We start from the raw sequence: 26,972 nt of genomic DNA, 5'->3' as shown, positions 1-26,972 counted from the left end.
CTCTGCTAGTAATACGTAATAGTTCATGAACAATTCCTGGCGCGGAGTATATTTTGAGTTTTTTACACTGAATTTTACCATTTCTCCAAAGGCACTGTCGAGTGATAGCAATGTACAACGCTTCGATGACGGACGGCCTCGACTCGAACACTGTCGACTCAAACTCGTTGCGGGAGTCTCCGGCTGGCACCCAGAGTTATGGGCTGCCTATACCTGCTATCGGTATGGACCAAGCCACTCTCCCATCAGAAACCGAGATCGGCCGGGTGGCCCTGACCGTTGCTGACTTACCACCGACTGTCGATTTCTACCGTGATGTTGTCGGCCTCCAGGTCCTAGACTCAGACGACGACCGGACGATACTCGGTGCGGGTGGACAGGAACTACTGATCCTGAACCGTCGGCCAGACGCACCAGCGAGAGGTTCTGCCGGGACCGGGCTGTACCACGTCGCGTTTCGCGTTCCGTCGCGAGCGGCGCTGGGTGATGCACTCAAGCGTATCGAATCGGAGTGGACACTTTCCGGCGCATCGGATCACGGTGTCAGCGAGGCGCTATATCTGTCGGACCCGGCCGGTAACGGCGTCGAGATCTATCGGGACTTTCCGCGGGCGTCGTGGCAGGAGACACCGTCGGGTCACGTCGAAATGGTGACAGAGCCCCTCGATACGCAGTCAGTCGCGGCTGCCGCGACCGGTGAACAGTCGATGCCCGCTAGGTCCGATATTGGACACGTACATCTGGAAGTTTCGTCAGTGGAGACGGCCCGGTCGTTCTACGCCAACGCACTCGGATTGCGTGTCAGAGCCGCGTACGACGGCGCGGTGTTTCTGGCGGCCGGTGACTACCACCACCACATCGGAGCCAACGTCTGGCAGGGGCGGTCAAGGCCCCACGCCGGACAGGGTCTGGCGTGGTTCGAGATTCGATTCCCCGACGAAGCAACCCTTGCTGCGACACGTAAGCGCCTCCGTCAGTCCGGCTACGCTGTCTCCGAAACCGATACCGGTCTCACAGTGCGTGACGGTGACGACATCGAACTCCGATTGCGAGCCTGAACACGGGATATCTCGACCGATTGACCGATGTGCCAAGTCAAGTGTCTTCGCGCGCTATCTGAGGTATGCACACGACACGGTGGCTGGCTACGGCAACCGGGCGAACGGGAACAGAAACGGACTGCACGGACGTGACAGGGCACAGCCGACGGCCGGGAGGAGCGCGATGAGCGGCCCCCATCAGGGCCAGCAACTCGTGACTGCTGGAGCCGCGCTATCGGAGGCGAGCGCGGCGGCGGTGCTGGTCCACGGTCGGGGTGCGACTGCCCGGAGTATCGTCCAGATGGGAACAGAGTTCCAGCAGGACGGGCTGGCTCTGCTCGCCCCCCAGGCCGCGCGGAACACCTGGTACCCTAACTCCTTCCTCTCGCCGGTCGAGCAGAACGAACCCGGGCGGACATCGGGACTGCAGGCTATCGAGGACGCCGTCACGGAGGCCGAGGAAGCCGGGATACCAACCGACTGTGTGCTCGTCCTGGGCTTCTCCCAGGGGGCCTGTCTCGCGAGCGAGTTCGTCGCCCGTAACCCGCAGCGCTACGGCGGGCTCGTGGCTCTCAGTGGTGGCCTCATCGGCGAGACCATCGACGAGAGCGAGTACGAGGGCGACATCGAGGAAACGCCGGTGTTCCTGGGCTGTAGCGACGTCGATCCGCACATTCCCGAAGAGCGCGTTCACGTTACGGCCTCGGTCTTCGAGCAGCTGAACGGGGACGTGGAGGAACGCATCTACGAGGGGATGGGCCACGGCGTGAACGAGGACGAACTGGCGTACGTCTCGTCGCTGGCCGCCACCCTCGTCAATTAGGCCGTCCGAGCGTTGGTTCGTACACCGAGATAGCCTCGCTGAGCGTGCCAGCAGGGAGTTACCGGCCCCTCACCGCGAGACTTAGTGATTGGAAAGACTACACATGGCATGGACCTTTCCCGCCGACGGCTTCTCACGACGGTTGGTGCCGGTGTGACACTCGGCGGCGCAGGCTGCGCGGGAGATGACGGCTCGACTACTGGATCGCGTTCAGTGGCCGGGTCCGGCGGCGGAACCGGGACGCCATCGACGGCAACCGACCGAAGCGACGGGTCGAAGCCACCGACGGCTGATGGCCGCCTCGATTTGGACTACGATATCGGGACGCTTGAAGAGAACATCGTCAGCGGTGGCGTTCGTAAAGACGGTATTCCGTCCATCGACGACCCGACGTTCACCAACACGCCTCCAGAGATACTGGATCTGGACGACCCGGTGTTCGGCGTGGTCCGCGACGGGGAGGCGAAAGCCTATCCGCAGTACATTCTCGTCCACCACGAAATCGTGAACGACACTGTCGCTGGTGACTCCGTCGCCGTGACGTACTGTCCGCTGACGGGCACCGCACAGGGATTCGAGCGCGGTCCGGTGGAGTTCGGCGTCTCCGGTCGACTGGTGAACTCGAACCTGACAATGTACGACCGGGGCACCGACAGCTGGTGGCCACAGATGCTCGCGACGGCAATTACAGGCCCACTAACGGGCGAGTCGCTGCAGGAATTCCGGGTCACTTGGACGACGTGGGACCGCTGGTCCAGTACCTATCCGGAAACGACCGTTCTGACCGAGGATACCGGCTTTTCGCGGCGTTACGGCACTGATCCATATGGCCAGTACAACGCGAAACGCGGCTACTATTCGAGCACTCGGACGCTGTTTGAGCCGCTGCAGGGTGACAGCCGCGCGCACCCAAAGACCGTCGTCATCGGGACCCGGACGGAGACGGGGGCGGTGGCCTTCGATAAGGGAACACTGCTGAGTCAGCGCGTTCTGACAGGCAACATCGGCGACACGCCGTACGTCGCCGTCGCCGACACCGACCTCGAAACGGGCTACGTGTACGCGAATCCGGAGTCAGCGACGGTCGAAGCGGCGGACGACGGCTACACGCTCGAAGGGACCACACACGATGCCGATTCGCTCCCGCTGGACCGTTCACTGGCCTTCGACGCCATGTGGTTCGCCTGGGCCGGCTTCTATCCGGAGAGTGCGTATGTCGACTGATAGTGCAGCCGACGGGGCTGGTGTGGCCGCTCGCATCGAACGCTTGCTTCGGCACACTGCGGTTGCGGTCCGGGGAGCGCTCACCCGCCGCGACGGTCAGTTGCTTCTGGGTGTGTCTGGACTGGCGTACTTCCTGCTGTACCTCGCTGGTCTCAGACACCTCGGTTTCGGCCCAGCCGGCTACGAGGTTTCTGTCGTCAGTAACCCGCTTACCCGTGCGTTCCGGCAGGTCGGGCCGTTTCAGTGGGAACCGATTGCACTGGTCGTCGTCGGCCCAGTCGAACTGCTCGTCTCGCCGCTGAACGTGCTTCTCGGTGCCGTCCTGGCATCGCTGGTCGGACTCAACCTCGCCGTCTCCGCCGTCGCGTGGCGCGGCCCATCGGCCTGCCGTCTCGGCCCGGGGGCAGGGGCTGTGTCGGGGTTGCCGGGACTGCTCTCCGGATTCGCCTGCTGTGGCCCCACTATCCTGCTCGTCGTCGGCGTGCAGGCGAGCGCTGGGCTTCTCTCGCTGTTCCAGTGGCTCCTCCCGATCACTGTCGTGGCACTGCTCGGAACCCTTCTCTGGGTCGGCAGCCGAGTCGAGCCAGCGTGACAGGCGACGTAGATTGTTCCTACTACCGGGGGGTAGCTAGTAACTACAGGCTACCGGCCCAGGTAGCGGTTGGAACTTTTTTCCCTCGATTTGAGGGAAACATATAATTACTCCGTACGACCCATCTACCAGTATGACCGCTACTGTCGTGAGCGAGGTCAACCGACCCTACGTGCCGACGGGCGGGGCGAAACTGACCGCTGAGATCGAAGTCGAGCCCGGACGGTTGGAGGAGCCACCCACGCGACAGATTGCTCTCTGTATCGACGCGAGTGGATCGATGGCCGGCGAAGACATCGAACAGGCCCGCGCTGGCGCTGAATGGGTGTTCGGGCTACTCGACGAGGACGATTACATCTCGATCATCGCCTTCGACAACGAGGTCACGACGGTTCTTGCACCGACCCGGTGGGGGACTATTTCGCGTGAAACGGCAGTGGACGCGGTCGCTGACATCTCCGCTGGCGGGGGCACCGATATGTACAGCGGCCTGCTGGAAGCGAAGGCGTCCCTGCAGGATCTGCCGACAGACGACAACACGGCTCGGCGGGTCCTGCTCCTCTCTGATGGGAAGGACAACTCCCACGACCCGGAAGCGTTCGGGACGCTAGCACACGAAATCGACACCGAGGGCATCAGAATCAAGGCGGCCGGTATCGGGAGCGACTACCGCGAGGAGACGATCCGGACGCTCGGTACCGTTGCCCGCGGCGAATGGACACACCTGGACGCCGCCGGTGACATCGAGTCGTTCTTCGGCGACGCAGTCGAGGAGGCCGGGACCGTCGTCGCTCCCGACGCCCGTCTCGAACTTGACGTGGCTGACGGTGTCGAGGTGAGTGAAGTGTACCGCTCGCTGCCACAGACCCAGTCTGTAGACCCCAACTGGGAGGACAACGCGGCTGTCGTGCCGCTGCCCGACCTGCTAGAGCGGGAGACTCAGCGAGTCGTGCTGAAGATACACGCGCCGGCCAACGACCCGCAAGACGCCGTGTCCGTGGCGGATGTCACGCTGCACGCTGGCGGCGAGACGACGCGGGAATCGATCACCGTCGACTACACCGACGACGAGGCGAAACTGGCCGCGCACAACGAACAGGTCGACGTGGACCACCGACAGACCGTTATCAAGACGGAACTCGGCAAGGGCAACGTCGCCGAGGCACAGACCCAACTGGAGCGGATGACGCGCATCCACGGCGAGGACACCGAGGCCGTCCAGACCGCTGAGCGTGAGACGCGGATCGTGATGGAAGGCGGACGCAAGGAGCAGAACAAGGCGACGAAGATCGTCACTGACGAGGGCATCCAGAAGTGACTGCAACGACCTGCAGTGTCGGCAGGGCCGTTACTGGCCGGAGAAACGGGTGATCCATGAACTGGGAACCTGAGAGCGGTGATGTCATCGCCGGCCAGTACGAACTCGAGGAGTTCCTCGGCAAGGGAGGGTTCGCGAAGGCGTTCCGCGCCAGAGACACCGAGACGGGTGAGGCGGTCGCTGTGAAGTACCCCAACTACACCGAATCCCAGAACGACCCCGACATCATCGAGGAGTACTTCAAAAAGGAGGTCGGATCACTGGAACGCATCCGCCGGGCCGGCGGTCACGAGAACGTGATGGACTACTACGATCAGGTCACGGAGCGTGACGTTCCGTTTCTGGTCGTCCAGCTGATCGTCGACGGCATCGAACTCGACGAAGTCATCGACCAGCACGGCCCAATCGACGACAGCGAGCAGGTCCGACAGATCGGCATCGACCTCTGTGACGCGATGGGGTTTCTCCACGAGAACGAGATCGTCTACCGGGACCTGAAACCGGAGAACGTGATGCTCACGCCCGACATCACGCCCACGCTGATCGATTTCAATACGGCGACGGGGTTCGATGCCACCGAGGATCCGTCCTCCGGCAACACCGGGACGACGATTCTGGGGCCGTTCAAGCCCCGCGAAGTCGCCGAGGCCAGCCGAACCGACGTTCGGCAGGGGCCGTGGTCGGACGTGTATTCTATCGGGAAGATACTCCTATTCTTGCTCAAGGGGAGCGTCCCGAAGAAAGACGGGGTGAACCCGCAAGCGTTCGGGGCCGACTGCGACGATTATCTGGCCGAAATCGTCGAACGGGCCACGCAGTCACATTACCGCGACCGATACCGGAACGCGACGGTCCTCAAAGAGGTCCTCGAACGGCGCGATCCAACGCCGCCCGCGACGGCGTCAGTGACGTACATTCAAGCGGACAGGCAGTTCACCGTCGAACCGGGCGACACTATCGGGCGACAGGGCGCGAGCGGTCCCCCGGCATCGATAACAATCGAAGACCCGCAGGGGGAGTACATCTCCTCGGTGCAGGTACAGTTCGATATCGAGGACGGCGAGTGGTCCCTCCACGACCGGAGCCTCAACGGGACGTTCGTCCAGAAGGGGGCCGGTTGGCAGCGGGTCCTCTCCGAACCCGGACGCAACCGTCTGCGCTCCGAGGGCGAGGACCCGACCGACAGACACGGCAACGTTCCACCCGAGTCGGTGACACTCACCGACGGCGACCTGGTGTCGCTGGTCCATCCGACCTACGGGGTCACGTTCGAGTTCCATCCGGAGGAGTCATGAGATACAGCACGAACTACGACATCGGCGAGCGGAAGCGAGGACAGGGCATCAACGAGGACAGCGTCTCGCTGACGGTGTTCGAGGAGGGGCATCGGGACGGCTACCGCGGGCAAGACAGACCACAGTCGAAGGAGCCGGTCACAGCAGACGGCGACGAGACGGCGGATGTGACAGACGAGACAGTCGGTACTGAGACGGCGACCGATACCGCTGACGACACGGACGCAGCGGACACTGACGAAGGGGCTTCAGCTGACACTGAGGGCAACGGGAGACCGATGAACCGTTCGGCCGGCGTGTTCGTGGTGGCCGACGGTGCCGGCGGACACGACGCCGGAGACATTGCGTCGTACATTACGACGACTATCGTGGCTGAACACCTCGCCCCCGTGGCGATTCGAACGGCCCGGAGTTATCCCGGCGGGTTCGACGTCGATGTCGCCCGCGATGTCCTCCCGGACCCGCCCGGCGAACAGGAACTCGAAACTGCCGTGGCGGAGGCGATTACGGCGGCCCACCGCGAGATCATCCGGTACGCAAACGAGACCGGGACCCAATCCTACACGACGGTCGTTGCAGGCATCTACGCCGACGGCAAACTCCACTACGGCTGGGTCGGTGATAGCCGGGCTTACGTCGTCAACAGCGCCCGTGAGACGATTTCACCGCTGACCAGAGACCACGCCGTCGTTCAGGAGTGGGTCGACAACGACGAAATCGACCCGGTCGAGGCACACGTCCACCCGAACGGCAACGAGATCACACGCGCGCTGGGCGGGTCCGGCTACGAGGACCCCGACGAGGCGACTGTCGGGGTGGACACGCGGACGGTCAGGCTGTACGCGGAGGACACGGTGTTGGCGACTAGCGACGGACTCATCGACGCACAGACCGACGCGCCGGAACTGTACGAGGAGTACGTCGATTCGGACCACGCCGATTCAGTGGCCGAGCGTATCCGCGAAGCGGCCGTCACCGACGATGAGATCCGTGACGTGGTCCTCGATGCAGCGTCCCTCGACGCGGCGAGTCGGGAGTTCGTGTCACTGGCAAACGACCGCGGGGGGAAGGACAACATCTCCGTGCTCCTGTTTGCCGACAGTGCGCTTCCGGAAACACCGGAAAGCGGCGGGATGCCTGTCCGAGATATCGACCCTGATCTCGACATTTCCGAACGGGATACCGTTATTATGACAGACGAATAGAGAGAAAGTTTCGTGGGACAAGTATTTTATTTCTCGACTCTATACTCTCTAACGAAACCCATGCCTGAATCCGACCGCACGGTAAAATGCCCCATATGCGACGAGGACTTTGATCCGACAGTCGCGGGCGGATGGTGCACAAACCCGGACTGTGGTGAGTGGCAACACACTGACGAAAGCGCTGCTGATTTTGACACCGACGATGCGGTGCCGGACGACGCCGACCTGATACCGGAAGGCACGGACGAGGCGGACCCGACGGATGGCCGGTCGATGGGGGCTAGCGACGAAGCCGACGCCCCGGATGGGCACACTGTCGACAATGACAGCGACGACGACGCATCGGTGGATGGAGCCTCGGATACTGGGGCAGCCGAGGCCGGAGACGAGACGGTGGGGACGGCGGAGACGGCGACGGAACACGAGCCTGAAGCCGACACCGATGCCGAAAACGAAACCGAGCCGAAGGCTGCGGAAGAACCCGACGAGGATGACGACACCTCGGACCAGTCCAGCAGTGACTCCGATGCGGACGCCGAGACATCCAACGACGCCTCGGAGACAGATGACGATGCGGCGACGATTTCCTGTCCGGACTGTGACCGCGAACTCGACGCCGACGCGAATTTCTGTGTCGCCTGCGGTGCCGACGTACAGGATATCACACCGGGCGACGACGGCTCGCTCGACGCGTGCCCATCCTGTGACACCGCTGTCGACGACGATGCCAGCTTCTGTGTCAACTGTGGGGAGGACTTAGACGCACATCGCGGCGAGAGCGACACGCCGACGGCTGACTCGACAGGGTCGTCGACCGCCGACGAGACGGAGAGTGAGTCAGGAGCCACGGGCAACGCCGTCGACACACTCGCGTCACAGTCCACCGACGACGCGGCGGTACCGGACAAACTCGTCCTCTCGGTCGAGGGTCGTGACATCACCATCGAAGACGGTGACCGCATCGGCCGGGAGATTCGGGCGGCACTATTGGATGCCGGGCGACCGGAAGACGAAGCGGTTCGGATCCACCGCGAACACGTCCGGTTCGACCGCCAGCCGGAAGGGTACTATCTGGTCGACCTCGGGGACAACCCGACGCGGCTGAACGAGACCCAGTTGAAGAAAGGCGACCGGGAACCGATCCAACCGGGCGACGAACTCGAACTGTCGGGCGTCGCCACGATGACAATTCGGGCGGCGTGACCACCCACAGTTAAGCGGTCGGTCGGGAAACATCAGGCTGATGGAGCGTGGTCGACTGGGGTTGGAACTCCGCGAGTCCGCCGCACTACTGCGAACTGAAACCTGGCTGTTTGTGGGTGTGGGTCTGGCATGGCTCGTCTACGGTGGCTGGGTGCTCGCGACGGGGCTGCTGTTGGCGCAGTTCCCAGGGATCGAAAGTACTGTTCTTGTGACACTTGCTGGCCGGACTATCTCGCTACGCACTGTACTTGCCGCCAGTCTCTGGCTCCTCGGTCCGTCGCTGGCGACCGTTGTCCTCGTCAACCGACGGCTTCGGAACAGCTACGGCAACCTCGCCGACGCGTATCGGCTGGACCATCCGAGCCTGTTGCTCGCTCTCCCCGGCAGTGTGCTTCTGGGCTGCCTGTTGCTCAGTGTCACGCTCGGCCAGCAACGTCTGCTCACGGTAGTTGCACTGTTCGGGACGGTGCATCTCGTCGTCCGGACCGTCGCCTATGGACACCGCGTCTACACGCTTTCGGTTCCACGACTCCTGTCGCTGCTGGTGTTCGTAAGCGCCGCTGCTCTCGGGACTGGGTGGCTGACCCAGCCGGTCGTCGCACCCGGCGTGTCGTCGTCGCTGTCCCCGTGGCTGGCGCGGGCGGGCGTCGCTCCCGTAGCGGAGACGGCGCTGCAACTGACGGGCGTACAGCCATCGCAAGCCACACCTCTGTTCATCGCCGTCCCCGGCGTGCTGGCGAGCGCGTACCTCCTGTTCCAACTGCTCGCTGGAACCGTCGTTCGAATCCGTGCGCCGCTTTCGAACCCCCAGCGCCGTCCGGACCAGCGGTTCCCTATCATGCCACCGGTCGGCGGCTCACAAAGCAGCGACGAGAGTCCGACTGCCGAACGGACTGTGGACGCCGCACCGGACTCCCGGGAACAGACTGGAGCGGGGACCGACACCGCAGATGCTGACAGCGACGAGGAGCCACCGGGACACACCGGGACGCGAGTGTTTTCGCCCGACGAGGTCCCGGCGGCGGAACCGCCCGCTCACGGATCGGAACAGAACAACGCGCAGCCGTCGGACGCCGACGCGGAACCGGAAACGGCGGCCACCGACAGCGGTACAGAAACGGAATCGGAGACGGCCGGGACGGACAGTTCGAATGAGACTGCCTCGGCGACAGACGAGGCATGGATGGACGATACGTCCGTCTTCACGCCGGGCGGCCGCGACGCCGGCCAGTCGTACTGTGGCGAGTGCGGCGAGTCGCTCCCGCCCGATGCTACCGCCTGCCCGTCCTGTGGCGACCCCGTGGACGAGTGAGACGGTCAGCGGTTCGAAACGGGGATGTCACCGAGCGCAACGGTGTATTGCGTCGATTGTACCGAGCCCCCGTCCGGATACACTAGCACTGTTACGGAGACAGTGTCCGGTCGTTCGCCGGGGGGCAGTAGCCACGACTTGGTCACGTCGTCAGTCTGATTCACTGGTAGCTGTCCGGTGCTCGCGGATTCCGCAACCGTCTCGCCGCTGCGGGTGGTGACGCTGTCGAGACGAACTGCCGCGGGGTCTGTCCCGGTGTTCGTCACGTTCACCGTGAGCGTGAACCGCCACCCCTCGTCAGCGGTGACGACAGACGCCGCATCGATGCGGGCTGAGACGTTCGCGGATTCCAGAATCGGGTCGCCGACGCCGGCACCGGCCGGCTCCGCAGTCGGCGTTTCGGGGACCGCCTCACCTCCGGTGTCCCCGGTCAAATGATGCCCCATCATACTCCCGAAGGTAACGACCTCGATGAGGATCGGCAAGCCGATTCCAACGATGATGAGGAGTCGTAGCAGCGTTTTCTGCTCCGGACCGTCGACGTCGTCGAACATGATGAGAGAGTAGTGAAGTTGTGTTAGACCGGGATCGGCGGGCTACCGGGCGCGAACAGTCCATCAGCGACCATGCTGGCGAGCGGCGGCCCGTAGGCGATGGCGATGAGCAGCAGGGCAATCGCCGTCCAGAGCTTGTAGTTGTCCAGGATACGCGGGCTGTGGTCCGCGCCGGACAGCGGCTCCGGAATCGTCCCGTTGACCGACAGCGTCCCGCCGCGGCGAGCGAGCAAGGTGTCGGCCATGACGATGAGGAACATCGCCGCGCCGACGAACAGCAGGAAGCCGCCGATGGCGATCTGGATGCGCATTTCGCCGACCGTTCCGGCGACGCCCTCGAACGCGAACTCGTCGTACGTCGGTTCGGCAGTCCGTCGCGGAATGCCGGCGAGGCCGGCGCGGTGCATGGCGTTCGACATCACCGCCATGCCCACGAACCAGACGTACGGCTGGAGCGTGGCGATGGTGCGCTGTCGGAGTTTCTTCCCGGTGATCTGTGGGACCAGCCAGTAGCTGATCGCCATCGCCGTTAGCGCGAACGCAGTCCCGACGGTGAGATGGAAGTGGCCGGGCACCCAGATGGTGTTGTGGATGAGGTAGTTGATGTTCATCCCGGCGTTGATCATGCCGGAGAACCCTCCTGCGGCGAACATCAGGCCGGCGAGCATACAGCCGGCGAAGGCCGGCTTACCCCAGGGCAGATTCCGAAGCCAGGAGAGATAGCCCTTTGCACCCCGCTGGCGAGCGCCGTGTTCGACCGAGGCGACCACGGTGAACGCGGTCAACAGCGAGGGCAACAGCAGGAACATCGTGTTCGTCATCGCGATGAACTTGTAGCCCGAGGGGATACCGGGGTCGGTGTACTGGTGGTGGAAGCCGACCGGGGTCGAGAGCAGCAGGAAGGCGACGAACACGACGCGGGCCAGCGGGTCACTGAACAGTCGCCCGCCGGCCAGCTTCGGCAGGATCGTGTACCAGACGAGGTACGCCGGCATGAGCCAGAAGTACACGACCGGGTGGCCGAAGTACCAGAACAGCGTCCGCGTCAGCAGCGGGTCGACGTTCTGGATGAGTCCGAGCGACCACGGAATGAGGAAGGCGACGACCTCGACGGCGACGCCGATGGTGGAGACGTACCACATCAGCATCGTCGTCAGGACCATGAACGTCTGCAGGGGAATGCGTTCACCCGGGTTCTCAGAGCGCCACTCCCACAGGGACTTGAAGTACGCGAGGCCGGCGACCCACGAGCCGACGATGATGAGCGCGGCGCCGATGTAGAACGCCGGGTGCGCCTTCATCGGGGCGTAGAAGGTGAACAGCACGTCCGCTTCGAGGTCGTGACCCAGGATCGACGGCGAACCGACGATACCGCCGATGATAGACACGGCCGCAAGCACCGTCCCCGTGAGCATTATCCAGAAGGCCGACCAGGCGATACGCTGTGGCAACTCCCGTTCGAGACTGCTGGCGACAGCCCATGTGAACAGTCCTGCGATGAAGAACGTGGTAAACACGAGCGCCAGCAAGACGCCGTGGCCCGTCAGAATCGTGTAGTAGTCGGCTGAACTGACGAAGCCCCGGAACACGCCGGTCCGATGGAGCGCCTGGATGACGCCGAACAGCGCACCGATTCCGAGAGCGATGAACGAGACGAGGAACTCGCTACGGACGAGCTTCGACGTTTTCGGATAGGAGTCGACGAACACCATTACTGATCCGCCTCCTCCTGAGCCTGTGCGTCATCTGCGGACTGGTCGATGTTCTCTTGCTGCATATCGTACTCCTCCGGCGGGACGACCTCGACGGAGCCACCCATCGTGTGATGGGCCGCCCCGCAGTATTCGTGACAGATGAGCCCGTAGGTGCCGGGCTCGTTGAATCGGGCCGAGACTTCTGAGACCTGTCCCGGGATGACCATCGTGTTGATGTTGGTTTCGACCACTGAGAAGCCGTGCACCACGTCTGCACTGGTCACCTTGAACGTGACGTTCTCACCCGCGGGCACGCGGATCGGTGTGTCCCCAGTTCCGGGAGAGAACTGGAACTGCCGGGCGACGACGTACACGACGTACTGCCCGTCCTCTTTGACGACACCGGGGTCGTCGAACTGGGTCCCAGTGTTACCGTTCTGTACTTCTTCTGCGCTGATCTGTCCGCCCGTATCGTCGACCATCCCGACGCCGACACCAACCGACCCGTACGCGATGGTGGCGATGAAACCGACGATGAGCAGTATCGCTGCACCGAGCCAAACTTTTTCGAATCTATGAACCTGCATGGTATCACCCGATTATGGAGACGCGGCCGAGGAACTCGACGAAGTACATGAACACCCACAGCAGGGCAATCAACACGAAGTAGAAGGCGACCAACGCCGCCGTTCCCTTCGGGTCGTACTCGTCGTGGCCCAGCTCGACAGCCGGTTCAGTTTCAGCGGCCTCTTCAACAGGTTCCGGGCCGCTCGCCCGCCGTAGCTCGCCACCTTCACCCGTCTGTGGAGGCCGCCCGTTCTGGCGGCGTCGCATCGCGACCGCGAACAACAGCGGCGAGAAGAACGCCAGCAGGACCGAGCCTGAAAGGAGCCACTGCGGGCCGGAGAGTTCGATACCGCTCCCTTCCTGTCCGCTGCCGCCGTCACTGCCACCACCGCTGCCATCGAGCGGGCCACCGACAACGACAGCGCCCTTCATCCCGAGTGACTCGTGAGGGACACAGACGTATTTGTACACGCCCATTTCCTCGAAGGTATGGCTGTAGGTCGTGCCGGCTTCGCTGACCGCGCCCCCGGAGTCGAGTGGACCGTCACCGTCGGAGACGACGTTGTGGCCGCCGCCTTCGCCGGTCCACTTCCACGTCACTTCGGTGCCGGGTGTCACCCGAACCGCTGGCGGGTCGAAGGCGAACGCGCCGTTGTTGCCCTGTGCACCGACCGATATCTCGACGCTATCGGCGTCGGTTCTGTCGACTGTCGTTCCGTCGTAGTTCGAGACGTCGTCGAACCAGCCGCCGTAATCCGGGTTTGCCGGCGGTCCTTGTTGCTGACCGCCGCCATCGGAGTCGCCGCCCCCGCTGCCACCGGACCGGACGACGACTGCGCCTTTCATTCCGAGCGCTTCGTGGGGAACACAGACGTACTTGAACATCCCCTCAGACTCGAAGGTGTGGCTGTAGGTCGTGCCGGCTTCGCTGACCGCGCCCCCGGAGTCGAGCGGGCCGTCGCCGTCGGAGACGACGTTGTGACCGCCGCCTTCGCCGTTCCACTCCCAGACGACCTCTGTGCCCGGGCTGACCATCACTGCCGGCGGGTCGAAGGCGAACGCGCCGTTGTTGCCCTGCGCGCCGACGGTGATTGTAACAGTGTCTTGGCCTCGCTTGTCGGCGGTCCCGTCGTAGTTCGACACGTCGTCGAACCAGCCGCCGTAGTCCGGTTCTTCCTGTGCTGTCGCCGTGCCGGTCGCGGCCAGCGCCGCCGTCCCGGCTGCGGCACCGACGAACTGTCGCCGACTCAGCGCCATCGTCGCACCCCCACCGCGTCGTGCGAATCTGGCAGCTGGCTGCTTCTAGCTTCGTGCCGTACCATATCTGGGAAGATAGCAGATTACCTAAAAAAACCCCTGATGGTGTTTTCAGCCGGCAGGAACGACCCGTTTCTTTTTATAATCCCTCTAACGTACGGCCAGATATGTCTGCGTCAAGCCCTCGGCTCGTGACGTTGCTGGCGCTGCTCGGTCTCGCGCCGGTCGCGTACTACATGCAGGGAACCGGACGCTCCATCGTCGCGCTCTCGCTGGTCAGCGTCGTCATCATCGCCGGCAGCCTGTTCTGGATGACACAACCAACCGAGTCGAGTACCGTCTGATATGCAGTTCGGGACGGCGGGGCTGAGTTCCGGTGAGACGGCCGGCCTCGCGGCGTTCGTCGGGCTGGGACTCGTCGGGAGTGTCCACTGCCTCGGGATGTGCGGGCCGTTAGTCACCACCTACGCCGATAGACTTGACGACGGCGGGCCGGTATCAGGCCACGAAATACGTCAGCACGCGCTGTTCAACGCCGGACGGACGCTGAGCTACGCGCTCGTCGGAACGGTGCTTGGCGCTGCTGGCAGCGTTCTGTACGACGTGGCCGGCTTAGCACGCCTCGGGACCGCCGTCCGTGGAGCCGTCGGGGTTTTCGTCGGCCTCGCTATCATCACCGTGGGGCTGGGGTATCTCTCCCGTGGCCGCGCCGTCGATGTCGCCCGGTCGCTGCCGCTGGTCGGGAACCTGTTCCAGCGACTCTCCGCGTCGCTCGTCGCCAGAGTCGACCGGTGGGTCGACGGCCCGGGGATGGTCGCGCTGGGTGCAATGCACGGGCTGCTCCCCTGTCCGCTGCTTTACCCGGCGTTCTTGTATGCGTTTGCGACGGGATCCGCGCTCACTGGCGGGCTCTCGCTGGCCGCGCTCGGCCTCGGGACGTTCCCGCTGGTGTTCGCCTACGGGACCGCCTTCGGCACGCTGTCGCCGGGCCATCGCGCGACGCTACACCGGGTGCTCGGGGTCGTCTTCATCGCGCTCGCGCTCGTCCCGCTGTCGAACGGGCTGGCGGCGTTCGGTATCGCCATCCCGAAACCACCCCTGCCGATGCCCTGGACATGACCCACTGTACGCTCTGTGACCTGCCGGTCGATACGCCGGTCACCGACGACGCGGTCGAGGGGACGTTCTGCTGTCGCGGCTGTCTGGAGGTCGCCCGGACGCTCGACGACCCGGCGACGGAGACCCGCGACGCGGCCGACACAGGACCCGATCCGGACGACGCCGACGGCGAGACGGCCTTCCTCTCCGTCGAGGGGATGCACTGTGCGACCTGCGAGACGTTTCTGGAAGCGCGGGCCACAGACCACGACGGCGTCGCCGCCGCGGCCGCCAGCTACCCGACGGGGACGATGAAAATCACCTACGACGCCGACGCGCTCTCGGAGTCAGACCTCACAGACGTAGTGGCCGGCACCGGCTACGACGCCAGCCTGCAGGCCACGGAGACCGACGACGAGTACGAGCTGGAGGGGCGTCTCATCGTCGGCGGCTTCTTCGGGATGATGACGATGCTGTGGTACGTCCTCTTTCTCTACCCGGCCTACCTCGGTGTCGACTCGTCGCTGTTGCTGTTCGACCCGGCGGGGCAGGCGGGGGACTACCTGCTGTGGAACATGGCCGTGATGACCGGCGTCGTAGTCGGGTACACTGGGTGGCCGTTGCTTCGCGGGGCCTACGTCAGTCTCCGGGCTGGCCGTCCGAACATGGACCTGCTGGTGGCGATGGCCGCCGTGACTGCCTTCTTATACAGCGTCGTCGCCGTCATCTTGGGACATACAGAGGTGTACTTCGACGTGGCGACGGTCATCGTCATGGCCGTCTCGGTCGGCGACTACTACCAGGACCGGGTTCGGCGGCGCGCGCTGGACCGCCTCACAGAGTTCACGACACAGCGGGCCGATAGCGCCCGGCGACGCACCGACGGTGGTCACGAGGAGGTCGCGGTCGGCGACCTCGGCCCGGGTGACGAAGTCGTCGTCCGGTCCGGGGATCGCGTCCCGGTCGACGGCACCGTCGTGGAAGGGACCGCTGCCGTCGACGAGTCGCTCGTGACGGGGGAGTCGCTAGCCGTCCGGAAGACGGACGGCGACGAGGTCATCGGGGGGTCGCTGGTCACGCAGGGCGGCGTCGTCGTCCAGGTCGGGCCGGACGCCGAGAGCACCGTCGACCGGCTGACGAACCTGCTGTGGGAGGTCCAGAGCACGCGCGGCGGCGTCCAGCGGCTGGTTGACCGTATCGCCGCCGTCTTCGTCCCGCTGGTGGTTTTTCTGGCTGTTCTCGCTACCGGCGGGCACCTCGTCGCCGGAGCGACGCCGACGGACGCGATGCTGACCGGGCTGGCTGTACTCGTGGTCTCCTGTCCCTGCGCGCTGGGGCTGGCGACGCCGCTGGCGACCGCGGCCGGCATCCGCCGGGCGCTGGACGGCGGAACGGTCGTCACCGGCGATGCGGTGTTCGAGACGGCGACCGACGCGGACGTGGTCGCGTTCGACAAGACGGGGACGCTGACGACGGGCGAGATGGAACTGCTGGAGCAGGCCGACGAGCGGGCGATGGCCCGGGCGGCCGCAGTCGAGCAGTTCGCGGAGCATCCCGTCGCCGAAGCGGTGACGGACGCCGTGTCGGTCCCCGACGCGACTGTCTCCGAGTTCGAGCAACACCCGGGGCAGGGCGTCAGTGCGACGGTCGACGGGGACCGGGTTGTCGTCGGGACGCAAGCGCTGTTCGACGACCTCGGGTTCGACGTGCCCGCCGGCCTCCGGACCCGGTGTGAACGTGCGACCGAGAACGGGCGCGTCCCGGCGCTCGTCGGCTGGGACGGCGAAGCACAGGACGTGCTCGTCGCGGGGGACAGGCTCCGCGCGAACTGGGAGTCGGTCGTCTCGACGCTCGCCCGGGACCGCGATGTCGTCGTCATCACTGGCGACCGGCCCGAGGCCGCCGTCCCGTTCGAGCGCCACGACGGCGTCGACGAAGTGTTCGCCGGGGTGCCGCCGGAGGCGAAAGCCGAAGTCGTCGAGCGACTGCAGTCCCGCGGGACTGTCGCGATGGTCGGCGACGGGAGTAACGACGCCCCGGCCCTGGCTGCCGCCGACGTCGGCATCGCTATGGCGTCAGGCACGTCACTGGCCGCCGATGCGGCCGACGCGGTCGTCACAACAGACGACCTGCGCGCCGTTCCTGACATGTTCGCCGTGACGGCCGCAACTCGCACGCGGGTCCGACAGAACCTCGCGTGGGCGTTCTGTTACAACGCCGTGGCGCTCCCGCTCGCGTTGCTTGGCGTCCTGAACCCACTGTTTGCGGCGCTGGCGATGACGGCCAGCAGCCTGCTCGTCGTGGGGAACTCCACGCGGACGCTCGCGGGAACCGCGTCACACAGCAAGGCGAGTGCCGAGGGACCGACTGCGACGCAGCAACCAGCAGCGGCCGACTGAAGCCGTGCTGTCGTGCCAGCGAACGCGCCCGTTCTTGTCATTTGGTATCATGTCTGAAACAGATTTAATATATCACCGGTTCTGGTCGGATATACGTCGCTTTCACCGACGTGGTGACCCATGACTTACGCAATTCCCGTTCCCGCGCCAACGTCGTTCGCTCGCTGGCTGTACAGCGGGCGGTCGGCTATCGAACGTAGCCTTGACGCTACGGTCGAGTACGCATCCCTTATTGGGGAACGGGCCACTGCGGACACCCGCTCGGTGAAAATTCCGCCCGTGGCACCATAGACTGGTTCGCTGCCGTGGGACCGGCGTCCCACTCACGGACGCCGCACTGCGGTGGCGATTCGTTCGGGCTCACTGTCAAGCGGTGAAGCCCTGTCTCCCGCTCGGCCACTCCGTCTGATAGGCCTGCACCGCCCAGTGTGGCCTGTCGGCCTGTGCCACTCGCCCCCGAGTCTGTACTGTGTCGTGTAGCTATCTCGCTGTCCAGCCTTCGGGTTCCCCATCCTCCCGGTGTGGGAATCCTGTACCGGCCGTTCCGGGCCGGACGTACGCGCCCGCCACCCGCGCAGTCTCCGACCGACGCGACTCGACTGGTGAGTGCCCTCTCGGCCCGGTTCGACTCCGGCCGTCGGCGTTATGTCGCTGCAGGCGACTCCCCCGACCGAGGTATCGGCCGACGTATCACTGCGCGTTCCGCGTGGCGGGTCCGAGACCCTCGAAGCCGGTGTCGCCGGTGTCCTCGCGGCCGTCGACGGCGTCGAAGACGTGGCGGTCGACCGCGTGACCAGCGTCCGGCCGACCTGGACCGACATCCGGGTCGACGCCGACGTGTCGCTGACCCTGCGAGTCAACGACGACGAAAACACCGCCGACGGCCGCACCGAACTCCTGCAAGCGGGGTTCGGCGTGATGGCGGTCAACCGCGTCGACGTGGCCGGTGACGCGTAAGCGCACCCCTCCAACTCGTCCCGTCTCTTGCCTCCATGGAATCACCAGGCGGAGTCGGGTTCCCGCCCGGCGCAGGTTCGGCTCCTGCCGGGGAGTCATTCATGATGCATAGAACCTACCTCGCCGCTGTCATCGGTAGGCGGCGACGCGACTCGAAGAGCCGAGCACAGTCACGCCGTACCCGTCGGCTGTAGCCGCCGGGACCGGTCGCACTAGTTCCTGACCCCCAGACTGGTCTGTTGTCACTGTGTGGCCGAGCGTGTAAGATACTGGAGTGCGAAGCAGGACACATGACGGTCCATACGTCCGACGACCGCTGGCTCGATGCACCAGTCGAGACAGTGTTCACGTTCATGGACGAGCCGTCGAACCAGGCGGCCGTCACGCCGAGCCTTACCCGCGCCGAACGCATCGAGCGGCTGCCAAACAGCGGAAACCGCGCTGCGTACGAGTACAAAATGTTCGGAATCACCTTCACCGGTGAGGTCCGTGCCTCGACGTACAAGCCGCCCGAGCGTATCGTTTACGAGATGAGCGGCGACCTGACGGGCCGGATAGCCTGGCGGTTCGAACCGGAGCGCGGGGGCACGCGGCTCACATACGCGGCCGAGTACGAGGTCCCCGGGCCACTCCCGGAGGTTCTCCTCGCGCCGCTTATCAGGTGGTACAACCGCCGGGAGGTACGGCGGCTGCTGGACAACGTCGCCGAGGCGGTCGAAGGAGAGGAGCGAGTCGTCGCCAGTTCGCTGTCGTAACCGCGCTACTCGTCGGTCCAGAGCGCGTCCGAGAGGGTCCGCTGGACCGCTTCCTCGCCGACGGCCGTGGCGAGCGTCTCGAACCCGTTTCGCTCGACAGGGTCCTTTGCGTTCGCAACGAGCCTGGAGACGATGAACTCCGGCGTGGACTTCCCGACAGTGCCAAACCGGGGCTGATAGTCGACCTGTAGTTCGAGGTCCTGATTCAGCCCTTCGGCGAAGATGCCATCGACACGGGCCTCGACAGGCAGCGGTTCGAGATCGTCCGCGAGGTGAGTGACGAACACGCCCAGCGCGTCGCGGTCGACGGTCAGCGTCACGAGTCCGTGGAGGAGATCGGCGGCGGAGCCGGGCTCGGTGATAGCCTCGAACTCGTCGACGAGCATCAGCGTCCGGTCGCTCTCGGTCAGCGGCGGGACGACAGAGCGCAGCGTCGATTCGAGGACGCCGGCGTTGAACGAGGCGTGCCGACGGTGGAACACGACGGTGTCGACAATGCCCACCTCGGCGGCCTCGGCGGGGACCGGCAGCCCCATCTGGGCCAGCAGTTGCACCTGACACAGCGTCTCCAGCAGGGTCGTCTTCCCGCCGGAGTTCGCGCCGGTCAGGACAGCCACCCGGTCGCCGCTTGGCGGCTGGTTCGCCCGGTCCAGGTCCAGCGTGTGGTCGCCGATGGCGTAGGTGACCGGCTGGACGCTTTCCACGTCGGCGATGGTGAGGTTCCGGGCCCGCTTCACCGCGATGGTCTTGCGGTCCTCGACGAAGGCGGGCCGCGTCAGGTCGAACGCGATGGCGAAGCGGGCGAGCGACACTGAGAACGCGATGTCGTCCACCGCCTCGATGGCGGCGTCGATGTCCCCGCGGGCGTCCGCGAGGTCGTCTTCCAGCCGGTCGGCGACCGTCCCCTCGCGCTCCCGGACGTCGCTTCGGAGCGTGCTTCGGAGTTCCCGGAGCGCCACGTCGACGAAATCCCGCGCGTCGGTCGCCTCGCGGGGCATCGCGTCGCGGACTCTGGCAGCGTCGATACCTGTCTCGCCCGTGACGTGCCGGACGAGCGCGTCCTGGAACTCGTCGGGCCGCCGAGCGCCCTCCTGAACGGCCTCGACGACCTCCATTGATGCCGCTGCAAGATCCTCTATTTGCCCGAGCTGGTCGCGCAGGCGGTCGAGTTCCTCGTCGGCCCCTTCGCCGACGGACTCGCCGTCGCCCGCGAGGCCGGCGAGCGCCGCCCGGCCAGCCGTCAGTGACTCGCCGTCGAGGGTCGCCAGTGGCTCGAACACGCCGCTCTCGATGCCGGTGTCCCGGAGCGCCAGCGCCACGTCGACCGCGGCCAGTTCACCCCCGTCAGCGTCGAACGCGTCGAACGCGTCGAGAACGGCCCGCTGGTCCGCCTCCGAGAGGTCGGCCCACGTATCCCGCGCTTCGAGCACGTCGTCCAGCCGCTCGTCCATCGCCTCGCGGGTCGGTAGCGGCGTCAGCACCCGGATGCTGTCGGCCGCGTCCGCCGTGACCGCGTACTCCTCGGCGAGGTCCAGCAGTTCCTTGTACACGTCGCGGGTGTCCCTGGTGGCGAGCAGGTCCATCGACTCGGCCCCGGTCGCCCGCCGGAGGATGCGCGTCGCTCGCCCCCGGGAGAGGCCGGCCGTGGTTAGCGCACGCGTATCCGCCGACTCGATGGCCTCGATGGCCCGCTCGACGCCCAGCTCCTCGGTGAGCAGTTCGGACGTCTTCGGGCCGATGCCCCAGTACTCCTCCAGTCGCATGCACGGGTGGACAACGGCGGCCCGCTTAGGCGTTTTCAGTTGTCGGGCTCGTCGTCGTCGATACCGAAGCGCTCGTGCAGCGGCCCCGGCTCCCCGCGGGCCTGCCGGTCAGCCCGCCGGGCCGCGCGGCGCGCGATGAGTGCTCCCAGCGTCGCCGGAATCGCAAGACCGAGCGACACGAGCGCGGTCTGTTCGGAGACGACTGACGGGCCATCCGACAGGAGGACCTCGTAGCCGACTGCGAGCACGACGACGGCCACGCCGGCGACGACGAGGTACAGCCCCCGGGCCAGCACCTCGCTGGGATTACGCAGCCGCGAGAGATACGCGGCTGGACCGAGCCAGCCGGCCAGCAAGACGCCGACGGCCACGGGAAGCGAGAGATCGCCGACGAGGATGACGACGGCGTACAGCACGAGCGGTGCGATAGCGACGCCGAGCGAGAGCCCCGTGAGCGTGACGGCCCACGTCGGCGCACCGGCGTCCATCGATTCGAGCGTCTCGGCCAGGCGTTCGTCAAGCATCTCCGTCTGTTCGTCGGTGAGTAACGACGCATCACAGTGTGGACAGGCCATCGCCGTCGGCTCCAGCGGCTCGCCACACTCCGGGCAGGCGGGGTCCGACGCATCGCGCCACTCGGTCATATCCCCCATTGCACGCCGAGCGCTTTGAGTGGTCCGGATAAACCATTGCTATTAGAATAGTATGAATTCGGACACACTTAGAGAAAGTACGGCTTAAGAGATCGTAGAGCGGTTGCGTTGCCTATCCACTTAGTTAAAATTTAAATGTCATGATTGGTGCGAACTATGCAAAGAGATAATCCATTCGGCTGCTATCATGATATATGGGGGAGGTTAGCATTCTTCTTGTGGACGACGACGAGGCCCTCGCTACAGTGACGGCTGAGCTACTTGAACGTGAAGACGAGCGGTTCACGGTCGAAACTGTCCCAAGTGCCACCGATGGGCTACAGGCTATGGATCGTTCTCTTCCTGACTGTGTCGTTTCAGACTTCGAGATGCCCGAGACAGACGGGCTTGAATTTTTGCAGGCGGTCCGTGAGCGACACCCGCAACTCCCGTTTATCATGTTCACCGGTCGAGGAAGCGAAGAGATTGCAAGCGATGCCATTTCTACCGGTGCGACTGATTACTTGCAGAAACAATCCGGAGCTGAGCAGTACGAGCTGCTAGCCAATCGAATAAGCAACGCTGTCACGCAGTATCAGTCGAGAAAGCAACTGGAGGAAACCACAGCAGAGTACGCCGCTGTTTTCGAGAACACGCGAAACGGACTCCTCCTCGTCGATGTTGAACAAGACGGGTTCCGATTCCGGCGATGCAACTCACGAGTGCTTGAGTTCACTGGCCTCGTAGAGTCAGAGCTTATCGGTAAGACTCCAGTTGAAGCACTTGGGGAGAAAAATAGTAGAAAGATCGCTGGTGCGTACCGGAAATGCGTCGCCACGCGCGAGACAATCGAATATACGCTGACACTGGACCACCCGGTCGGGGAAGTCATCCACGAAGTCAGCGCTACACCGATAATCTCTGACGGCGAGGTCGAACAACTGGTCGTTGCGTTTACTGACATCACCGAGCGTCACAACCGCGAACAGGAACTACTGGAGGAGCGTGCGGTCATCCAGCAAGCGCTCGATGCGCTGGAGGACCCACTGTTCGTCCTCAGTGCAGATGGGCACATCGAGCACTGCAACGAACGGGCGGGTGAGCTTACAGGCCACACCGGACAAGCAGCCGAAGGGCTGCCGATCACCGACCTGTTTCCCGAAGCCGAGCGGGAGGCGATTACCGACGCGGTCCATCGGTCTCTCGATCGCGGGCGAGCTACCGTTACGGCCGACCTACTCACCGACGGCGGGCACCGCCGTACGTATGAGTTCAGCGGCCGCTCTCTCACCGACTTGGACGGCAACACGGCCGGGGTCGTCATGATAGGTCAGCGTACATCAGACGACTGATCGGTTGCGTCCGCAGTGGAACCGACGGCTCCAAACGGCTATGTCAGGGTGAAACGGTCCCAACTGGCTCTCTCAGCCCGGAGCCGGACGTGCCCGGGCACTCTCGTAACCCCATTCTTTCGATAGCGTCGCTCCCTGAACTTTATACTCTGTGACGGTCGAATTTCACAACACGAATGAAAGACGTGCTCTCCAGAATCGGCATCGGCTCGGCCACAGTAGACACGATTCTGCCGACGGATACCGTCAGAGCCGGCGAATCCGTCCAGGCCGAGGTCCACGTCGAGGGCGGGTCGACGGATCAGGATGTCGACGCGGTCTACTTCGCGCTGGAAACCGAATATAAATCCGACGAGGGGTACAAGGACGCCATCATCGATCAGTGGCAACTCACCGAACCGTTCACTATCGGGGCGGGTGAGGAGCGGCGTTTCGAGACCACTATAGATATTCCCAGGGAGACGCCGGTGACTACGCGCTCGACGGCCGTCGAAATCGAGACCGGCCTCGATATCTCGATGGCGGTCGACCCCGGCGACGAGGATTACATCGAAGTCGAACCGACACACCGCACGCAAGCGGTGTTCGACGCGCTGGATTCGCTCGGTTTCTCGCTCCATGCCTCGGCCTGTGAGGCGACGGCCGGGAGCCTGTTCACTACCTCGGCGAACTTCGCTCAGGAGTTCGAGTTCCGGCCCCAGCGCGGCGAGTTCGCCGGCGCGGTCGACGAGGTCGAGATCGTCCCGGTGTTCGACGACGACGGACTTACGGTGTACGTCGAGGTCGACCGCAGCGCCGGACTGCTCTCGGAGGTGACTGACGCCGACGAGCGACACACGAAACTCACGATAGAAGCCCCTGACCCCGATGCTATCGAGCCACGACTCGCGGAGGCGATTCGGGAACTGAGTTAGCTCGCTGGCGTACGTTGCCGCCCTCAACCCCAGAACGACTGCGTGCGCGCGTACTCCCGCTCTTGCCGGAGGATGTCCCGGTAGAACTCGTCTTCGTCCTCTCGCAGGCGGTTGATGATTCGGGCGGCGTTGTGGGGCCCGACCCCGCGGGCGGCCAGCGCGACCACCGCCCGTTTCCCGTGGCTCTGGACCAGCGAGGCCGAGCGGTAGGCTCGTTCGGTCATCTTCTCCTGCTCCTCGTCCTTGTCGTCGGTCCGGACGGCCGAGACGACTTCCTCGGCCCACGGATTCAGCGCGGCGATGCGGGTCGAGCCACACTGCGGACACGACGGCTGATCCCGCACGCGCTTGACTTGCTGTTTGCGGTCCCACTTCTTGCAGTGCAGACATGCGAGGATGACGCGGTCACTCTGGATACGCTCCTTGACGGTTTTGATGACGCTCGCGTCGGCGTTCTCCGGTGAGAGGAGTTCCCGCCCGGAGGAACTGCCGCCAGTCCCGATTGGCGTGTGTTCGCCCACTGTTTCGAGCGCCACGTCGCCGCGCTGGATATCCCGGAGGAGGTCGGCTGTCGCTTCGATAGCGAGGTCCTCGTGGCGAACCTCGCGCAGGGCTTCGTCATACATCGGCGTGTCCTCAAGCGCTGCCAGCAGGCGGTCACGGCCGAAGTCAGTCGACCCCCGGCCCCGCCAGCGCTTGAGCGAGCCGAACTTCGTCGCCACCTGCGCGAGCTTGAACTTCAGCGCGTCGGCGTTTTTCAGGCTGAGTTCGATGAGTGCTGGGAGGTGGTCAGGATCGGTGTCCTCAATGACTTCGATGACATCGCCGGCGGTGATCCGGCGCGGGACCTCCAGCGTAATCCGGTACGGGTCGACATCCATCGCGACCGACGACCCTGCCCGTTGACCGAGCAGCGCCGAGAGGACCCGGCCCAGCGTTTCGTTGATTTTGTGCCCGTAGCAAGCGTTGACGATGACCTCCCGGCCGTGGAACTCCACCAGAATAGTCGTGTCGTCCGGAATCGGCCCTTCGTGTTCTTCCACCTGCGAGAGCCCGTCGACGACGGTTTCGGGGCCGGCGGCATAGCGAGTCGCCACGTCTCTGGCGACGGCCTCGGTGTCCGCGCCGTCCTGGAGTTGCCGACCAGCCACACGACGGAGTTCGCCGACTTCCGCGGCGACGGCTCTCGGAACCGGAATCTCCTGCCCCACCCACGACGGGACCTCACCGGCGGGGTCTTCGATGGGTGAGACGGTCACGACTTCCTCTTCCTCGTCGATGTTCGTGATGCGCCACATCTCCCCGCGCTGGACGAACACCTCGCCGGGCGTGGCGAAGTTGACGACGAACTTCTCATCGAGGGTCCCGACCTGCTGGCCTGAGGCCACGTCCTCCACGTCGTATGTGGCCTCGTCGGGAATCATCGAGAGGTTCTGGTAGAAGTACTGCCAGGTCCCGCGGCGTTTCTCCAGAGTGTCCCGGTCCTCGTCGAGCCAGATGACGTTGTTCGCTGCGAGTTCCTCGACGACCTGCTTGAACTGGGCCTCGTCGAGGTCCCGGAACGGGTACGCGCGGGTCAGTATCTCGTAGGCCCGCATCGCCCGAATTTCGCCGGTATCCATCACCAGTCCGGCGATCTGGTTGGCAACTGTGTCGAGGCTCCCGTCGTGGATTTCGGCGGGCTCGACATCGCCGGCTTCGGCCTGTCTCGCTATCGCCAGCGCCTCCAGCGTGTCGTCGGTGTCAGTCGTAACGACCGTGCCCGAGGAAACGAGGTCCCGGCGGTGGCCGGCGCGGCCGACCCGCTGGACGAGGCGGGACACCTGCCGGGGGCTGCCGTACTGGACGACGTGGTCGACGTGGCCCACGTCGATGCCCAACTCCATCGAGGAGGTACACAGCAGGGCGTCGAGGTCGCCGGCCTTGAAGCGGTCCTCCACGTCGATGCGGGCCTCCTTCGACAGCGAACCGTGGTGGACCCCGAGGTCGGTCCCGAGTTCCTTGAACCGCGAGCCAAGCGCCTCGGCGGTCTGTCGAGTGTTGACAAACAGCAGGACAGATTCGTGCTCATCGATGAGGTCCGCGATGAACCGGACGTGGCTGGCCGTTCCCGCGTCGGTGACGAGGGAACTCGACAGTTCCTCGTCCCGGTCAGTAATCTGGGGCCGGACCACCTCGATGTCCAGCCGGCTGCCGATGTCAACTTCCACGATGGTACATGTGCGGCCGCCGGTGAGAAACCGGCCGACCTCGTGTGGGTCGCCGACGGTCGCCGAGAGGCCGATCCGCTGGAACCGCCCGGACAGTTCCCGGAGCCGTTCGAGTCCGACCGTCAACTGCGCGCCTCGCTTGGCCGCAGCGAGCTCGTGGACCTCGTCGATAACGATATGTTCGACATCCTCCAGCGCAGTTCGGAGCTTCGACCCGGTGAGCATTGCCTGGAGCGTCTCGGGTGTGGTCACGAGCACGTCCGGCGGGTCGTTGGCCTGTTTCTGGCGCTGGTAGTCCGTCGTGTCGCCGTGGCGGACGTCTACTTCGAGACCGAGCGTCTCGCCCCACCAGTCGAGGCGCTGGCGCATGTCGCGGTTCAGCGCCCGGAGCGGCGTGATGTACAGCGCGCCGATGCCAAAGCGGTCTTCGGACTCGGCCAGTGCGTCGAAGACCGGCAACATCGCCGTTTCAGTTTTTCCGGTTCCGGTCGGGGCGACGACTAGCGCGTCTCGCCCGTCAGCCAGAGTTGGAATCGCCTTTCGCTGTGGGTCGGTCGGCGTCGTGAAGCCGCGCTCGGAGAGCGCACTGCGGACGGCCGGCCCGAGCGCAGTGAAGGCGTCATCGCCGCGAGCGACCCCGTCAGTCATCGCCCCCCTCTAGCGACTACACCGGGTTAAACACGTTGTGTCATATTCTCTCGTCCCCCGTCGGTAACCAGGGCATTACGGGCGTTGCGGGGGAGAACGGGTACAGCCTTATGTCGTTGCCCTGGGATATGTGGAACCATGACTGACGCCTGTGCAACTG

At 64.7% G+C, this 26,972-nt stretch carries 23 protein-coding genes; 16 read left to right on the top strand and 7 right to left on the bottom strand.

The window, feature by feature from the left end:
* Positions 1-224 precede the first annotated feature (224 nt).
* The 9 genes from ACNO8S_RS08340 (at position 225) to ACNO8S_RS08300 (ending at position 10,012) form a co-directional block, all read left to right on the top strand.
* Positions 225-1,058, top strand: a complete 834-nt coding sequence (locus tag ACNO8S_RS08340; RefSeq protein WP_050038184.1) for a VOC family protein — start codon at positions 225-227, stop codon at positions 1,056-1,058.
* 166 nt (positions 1,059-1,224) lie between these two features.
* Complete coding sequence (locus ACNO8S_RS08335) at positions 1,225-1,863, top strand: alpha/beta hydrolase (protein ID WP_014040569.1); 639 nt, start codon at positions 1,225-1,227, stop codon at positions 1,861-1,863.
* 108 nt (positions 1,864-1,971) lie between these two features.
* Positions 1,972-3,087 (top strand): DUF3179 domain-containing protein, encoded by a 1,116-nt coding sequence (locus ACNO8S_RS08330; protein WP_196219984.1) that lies wholly within the window; start codon positions 1,972-1,974, stop codon positions 3,085-3,087.
* On the top strand, positions 3,077-3,679 hold the full coding sequence (locus tag ACNO8S_RS08325; RefSeq protein WP_420181783.1) for a hypothetical protein: 603 nt from the start codon (positions 3,077-3,079) through the stop codon (positions 3,677-3,679). Before ACNO8S_RS08330 ends, ACNO8S_RS08325 begins: the two co-directional genes overlap by 11 nt.
* Before the next feature lie 133 nt (positions 3,680-3,812).
* Positions 3,813-4,997, top strand: a complete 1,185-nt coding sequence (locus tag ACNO8S_RS08320) for a vWA domain-containing protein (RefSeq protein WP_023843299.1) — start codon at positions 3,813-3,815, stop codon at positions 4,995-4,997.
* 56 nt (positions 4,998-5,053) lie between these two features.
* Entirely contained in the window at positions 5,054-6,292 is a 1,239-nt protein-coding gene (locus tag ACNO8S_RS08315) for a serine/threonine protein kinase (RefSeq protein ID WP_014040565.1), read from the top strand.
* Positions 6,289-7,497 carry a PP2C family protein-serine/threonine phosphatase gene (locus tag ACNO8S_RS08310; protein ID WP_146418083.1) on the top strand — a complete coding sequence of 403 codons (1,209 nt, stop codon included), beginning with the start codon at positions 6,289-6,291 and terminating at the stop codon, positions 7,495-7,497. Before ACNO8S_RS08315 ends, ACNO8S_RS08310 begins: the two co-directional genes overlap by 4 nt.
* A 60-nt stretch (positions 7,498-7,557) precedes the next feature.
* Entirely contained in the window at positions 7,558-8,700 is a 1,143-nt protein-coding gene (locus ACNO8S_RS08305; protein WP_420181782.1) for a double zinc ribbon domain-containing protein, read from the top strand.
* A gap of 40 nt (positions 8,701-8,740) precedes the next feature.
* On the top strand, positions 8,741-10,012 hold the full coding sequence (locus tag ACNO8S_RS08300; protein ID WP_420181781.1) for a zinc ribbon domain-containing protein: 1,272 nt from the start codon (positions 8,741-8,743) through the stop codon (positions 10,010-10,012).
* Positions 10,013-10,017: 5 nt separating this feature from the next.
* Here ACNO8S_RS08300 and ACNO8S_RS08295 read toward each other — a convergent pair whose 3' ends face one another.
* From ACNO8S_RS08295 to ACNO8S_RS08280, 4 genes are read right to left on the bottom strand one after another with little or no spacing between them, the layout of a single operon-like run.
* Complete coding sequence (locus ACNO8S_RS08295; protein ID WP_014040561.1) at positions 10,018-10,566, bottom strand: hypothetical protein; 549 nt, start codon at positions 10,564-10,566, stop codon at positions 10,018-10,020.
* A 23-nt stretch (positions 10,567-10,589) separates the two neighbouring features.
* Complete coding sequence (locus ACNO8S_RS08290) at positions 10,590-12,278, bottom strand: b(o/a)3-type cytochrome-c oxidase subunit 1 (protein ID WP_014040560.1); 1,689 nt, start codon at positions 12,276-12,278, stop codon at positions 10,590-10,592.
* Positions 12,278-12,847, bottom strand: coding sequence for a cytochrome c oxidase subunit II (locus ACNO8S_RS08285; protein ID WP_014040559.1), 570 nt, complete (start codon positions 12,845-12,847; stop codon positions 12,278-12,280). Before ACNO8S_RS08285 ends, ACNO8S_RS08290 begins: the two co-directional genes overlap by 1 nt.
* Before the next feature lie 4 nt (positions 12,848-12,851).
* The gene (locus tag ACNO8S_RS08280; protein WP_014040558.1) at positions 12,852-14,084 is read right to left on the bottom strand and encodes a halocyanin domain-containing protein; all 1,233 of its coding nucleotides are present in this window, start codon (positions 14,082-14,084) and stop codon (positions 12,852-12,854) included.
* A 167-nt stretch (positions 14,085-14,251) separates the two neighbouring features.
* On the opposite strand from ACNO8S_RS08280, the gene ACNO8S_RS08275 reads away from it, so the two are divergent.
* From ACNO8S_RS08275 to ACNO8S_RS08255, 5 genes are all read left to right on the top strand, one after another.
* Positions 14,252-14,428: a hypothetical protein gene (locus ACNO8S_RS08275; RefSeq protein ID WP_023843297.1), complete on the top strand. Its 177-nt coding sequence runs from the start codon at positions 14,252-14,254 to the stop codon at positions 14,426-14,428.
* A gap of 1 nt (position 14,429) precedes the next feature.
* Positions 14,430-15,203, top strand: coding sequence for a sulfite exporter TauE/SafE family protein (locus ACNO8S_RS08270; protein WP_420181780.1), 774 nt, complete (start codon positions 14,430-14,432; stop codon positions 15,201-15,203).
* A complete protein-coding gene (locus tag ACNO8S_RS08265; RefSeq protein WP_420181779.1) occupies positions 15,200-17,581 on the top strand; it encodes a heavy metal translocating P-type ATPase in 2,382 nt (793 codons plus the stop codon). Before ACNO8S_RS08270 ends, ACNO8S_RS08265 begins: the two co-directional genes overlap by 4 nt.
* Before the next feature lie 645 nt (positions 17,582-18,226).
* Positions 18,227-18,538, top strand: coding sequence for a hypothetical protein (locus ACNO8S_RS08260; protein ID WP_050007418.1), 312 nt, complete (start codon positions 18,227-18,229; stop codon positions 18,536-18,538).
* Positions 18,539-18,828: 290 nt separating this feature from the next.
* The gene (locus tag ACNO8S_RS08255; protein ID WP_050007419.1) at positions 18,829-19,293 is read left to right on the top strand and encodes an SRPBCC family protein; all 465 of its coding nucleotides are present in this window, start codon (positions 18,829-18,831) and stop codon (positions 19,291-19,293) included.
* A 5-nt stretch (positions 19,294-19,298) separates the two neighbouring features.
* Here the strand turns inward: ACNO8S_RS08255 and ACNO8S_RS08250 are convergent, their stop codons facing one another.
* Both ACNO8S_RS08250 and ACNO8S_RS08245 read right to left on the bottom strand, forming a co-directional pair.
* Positions 19,299-21,056 carry a MutS-related protein gene (locus ACNO8S_RS08250; RefSeq protein WP_420181778.1) on the bottom strand — a complete coding sequence of 586 codons (1,758 nt, stop codon included), beginning with the start codon at positions 21,054-21,056 and terminating at the stop codon, positions 19,299-19,301.
* A gap of 35 nt (positions 21,057-21,091) precedes the next feature.
* A complete protein-coding gene (locus tag ACNO8S_RS08245) occupies positions 21,092-21,700 on the bottom strand; it encodes a zinc ribbon domain-containing protein (RefSeq protein ID WP_129756132.1) in 609 nt (202 codons plus the stop codon).
* 203 nt (positions 21,701-21,903) lie between these two features.
* Here ACNO8S_RS08245 and ACNO8S_RS08240 point away from each other — a divergent pair, with 203 nt between their 5' ends.
* Positions 21,904-23,040, top strand: coding sequence for a PAS domain-containing protein (locus ACNO8S_RS08240; RefSeq protein WP_044951868.1), 1,137 nt, complete (start codon positions 21,904-21,906; stop codon positions 23,038-23,040).
* A 176-nt stretch (positions 23,041-23,216) separates the two neighbouring features.
* A complete protein-coding gene (locus ACNO8S_RS08235; RefSeq protein WP_050007420.1) occupies positions 23,217-23,954 on the top strand; it encodes a sporulation protein in 738 nt (245 codons plus the stop codon).
* A gap of 23 nt (positions 23,955-23,977) precedes the next feature.
* Here ACNO8S_RS08235 and ACNO8S_RS08230 read toward each other — a convergent pair whose 3' ends face one another.
* Positions 23,978-26,812, bottom strand: coding sequence for a DEAD/DEAH box helicase (locus ACNO8S_RS08230; RefSeq protein ID WP_420181777.1), 2,835 nt, complete (start codon positions 26,810-26,812; stop codon positions 23,978-23,980).
* Positions 26,813-26,972: the final 160 nt, after the last annotated feature.

The sequence above is a fragment of the Haloarcula sp. KBTZ06 genome (assembly GCF_048595605.1).
Taxonomy (GTDB): domain Archaea; phylum Halobacteriota; class Halobacteria; order Halobacteriales; family Haloarculaceae; genus Haloarcula; species Haloarcula hispanica.
The sequence above is the reverse complement of the archived record's forward strand: the minus strand, read 5'-3'. Positions and strand labels throughout refer to the sequence as shown.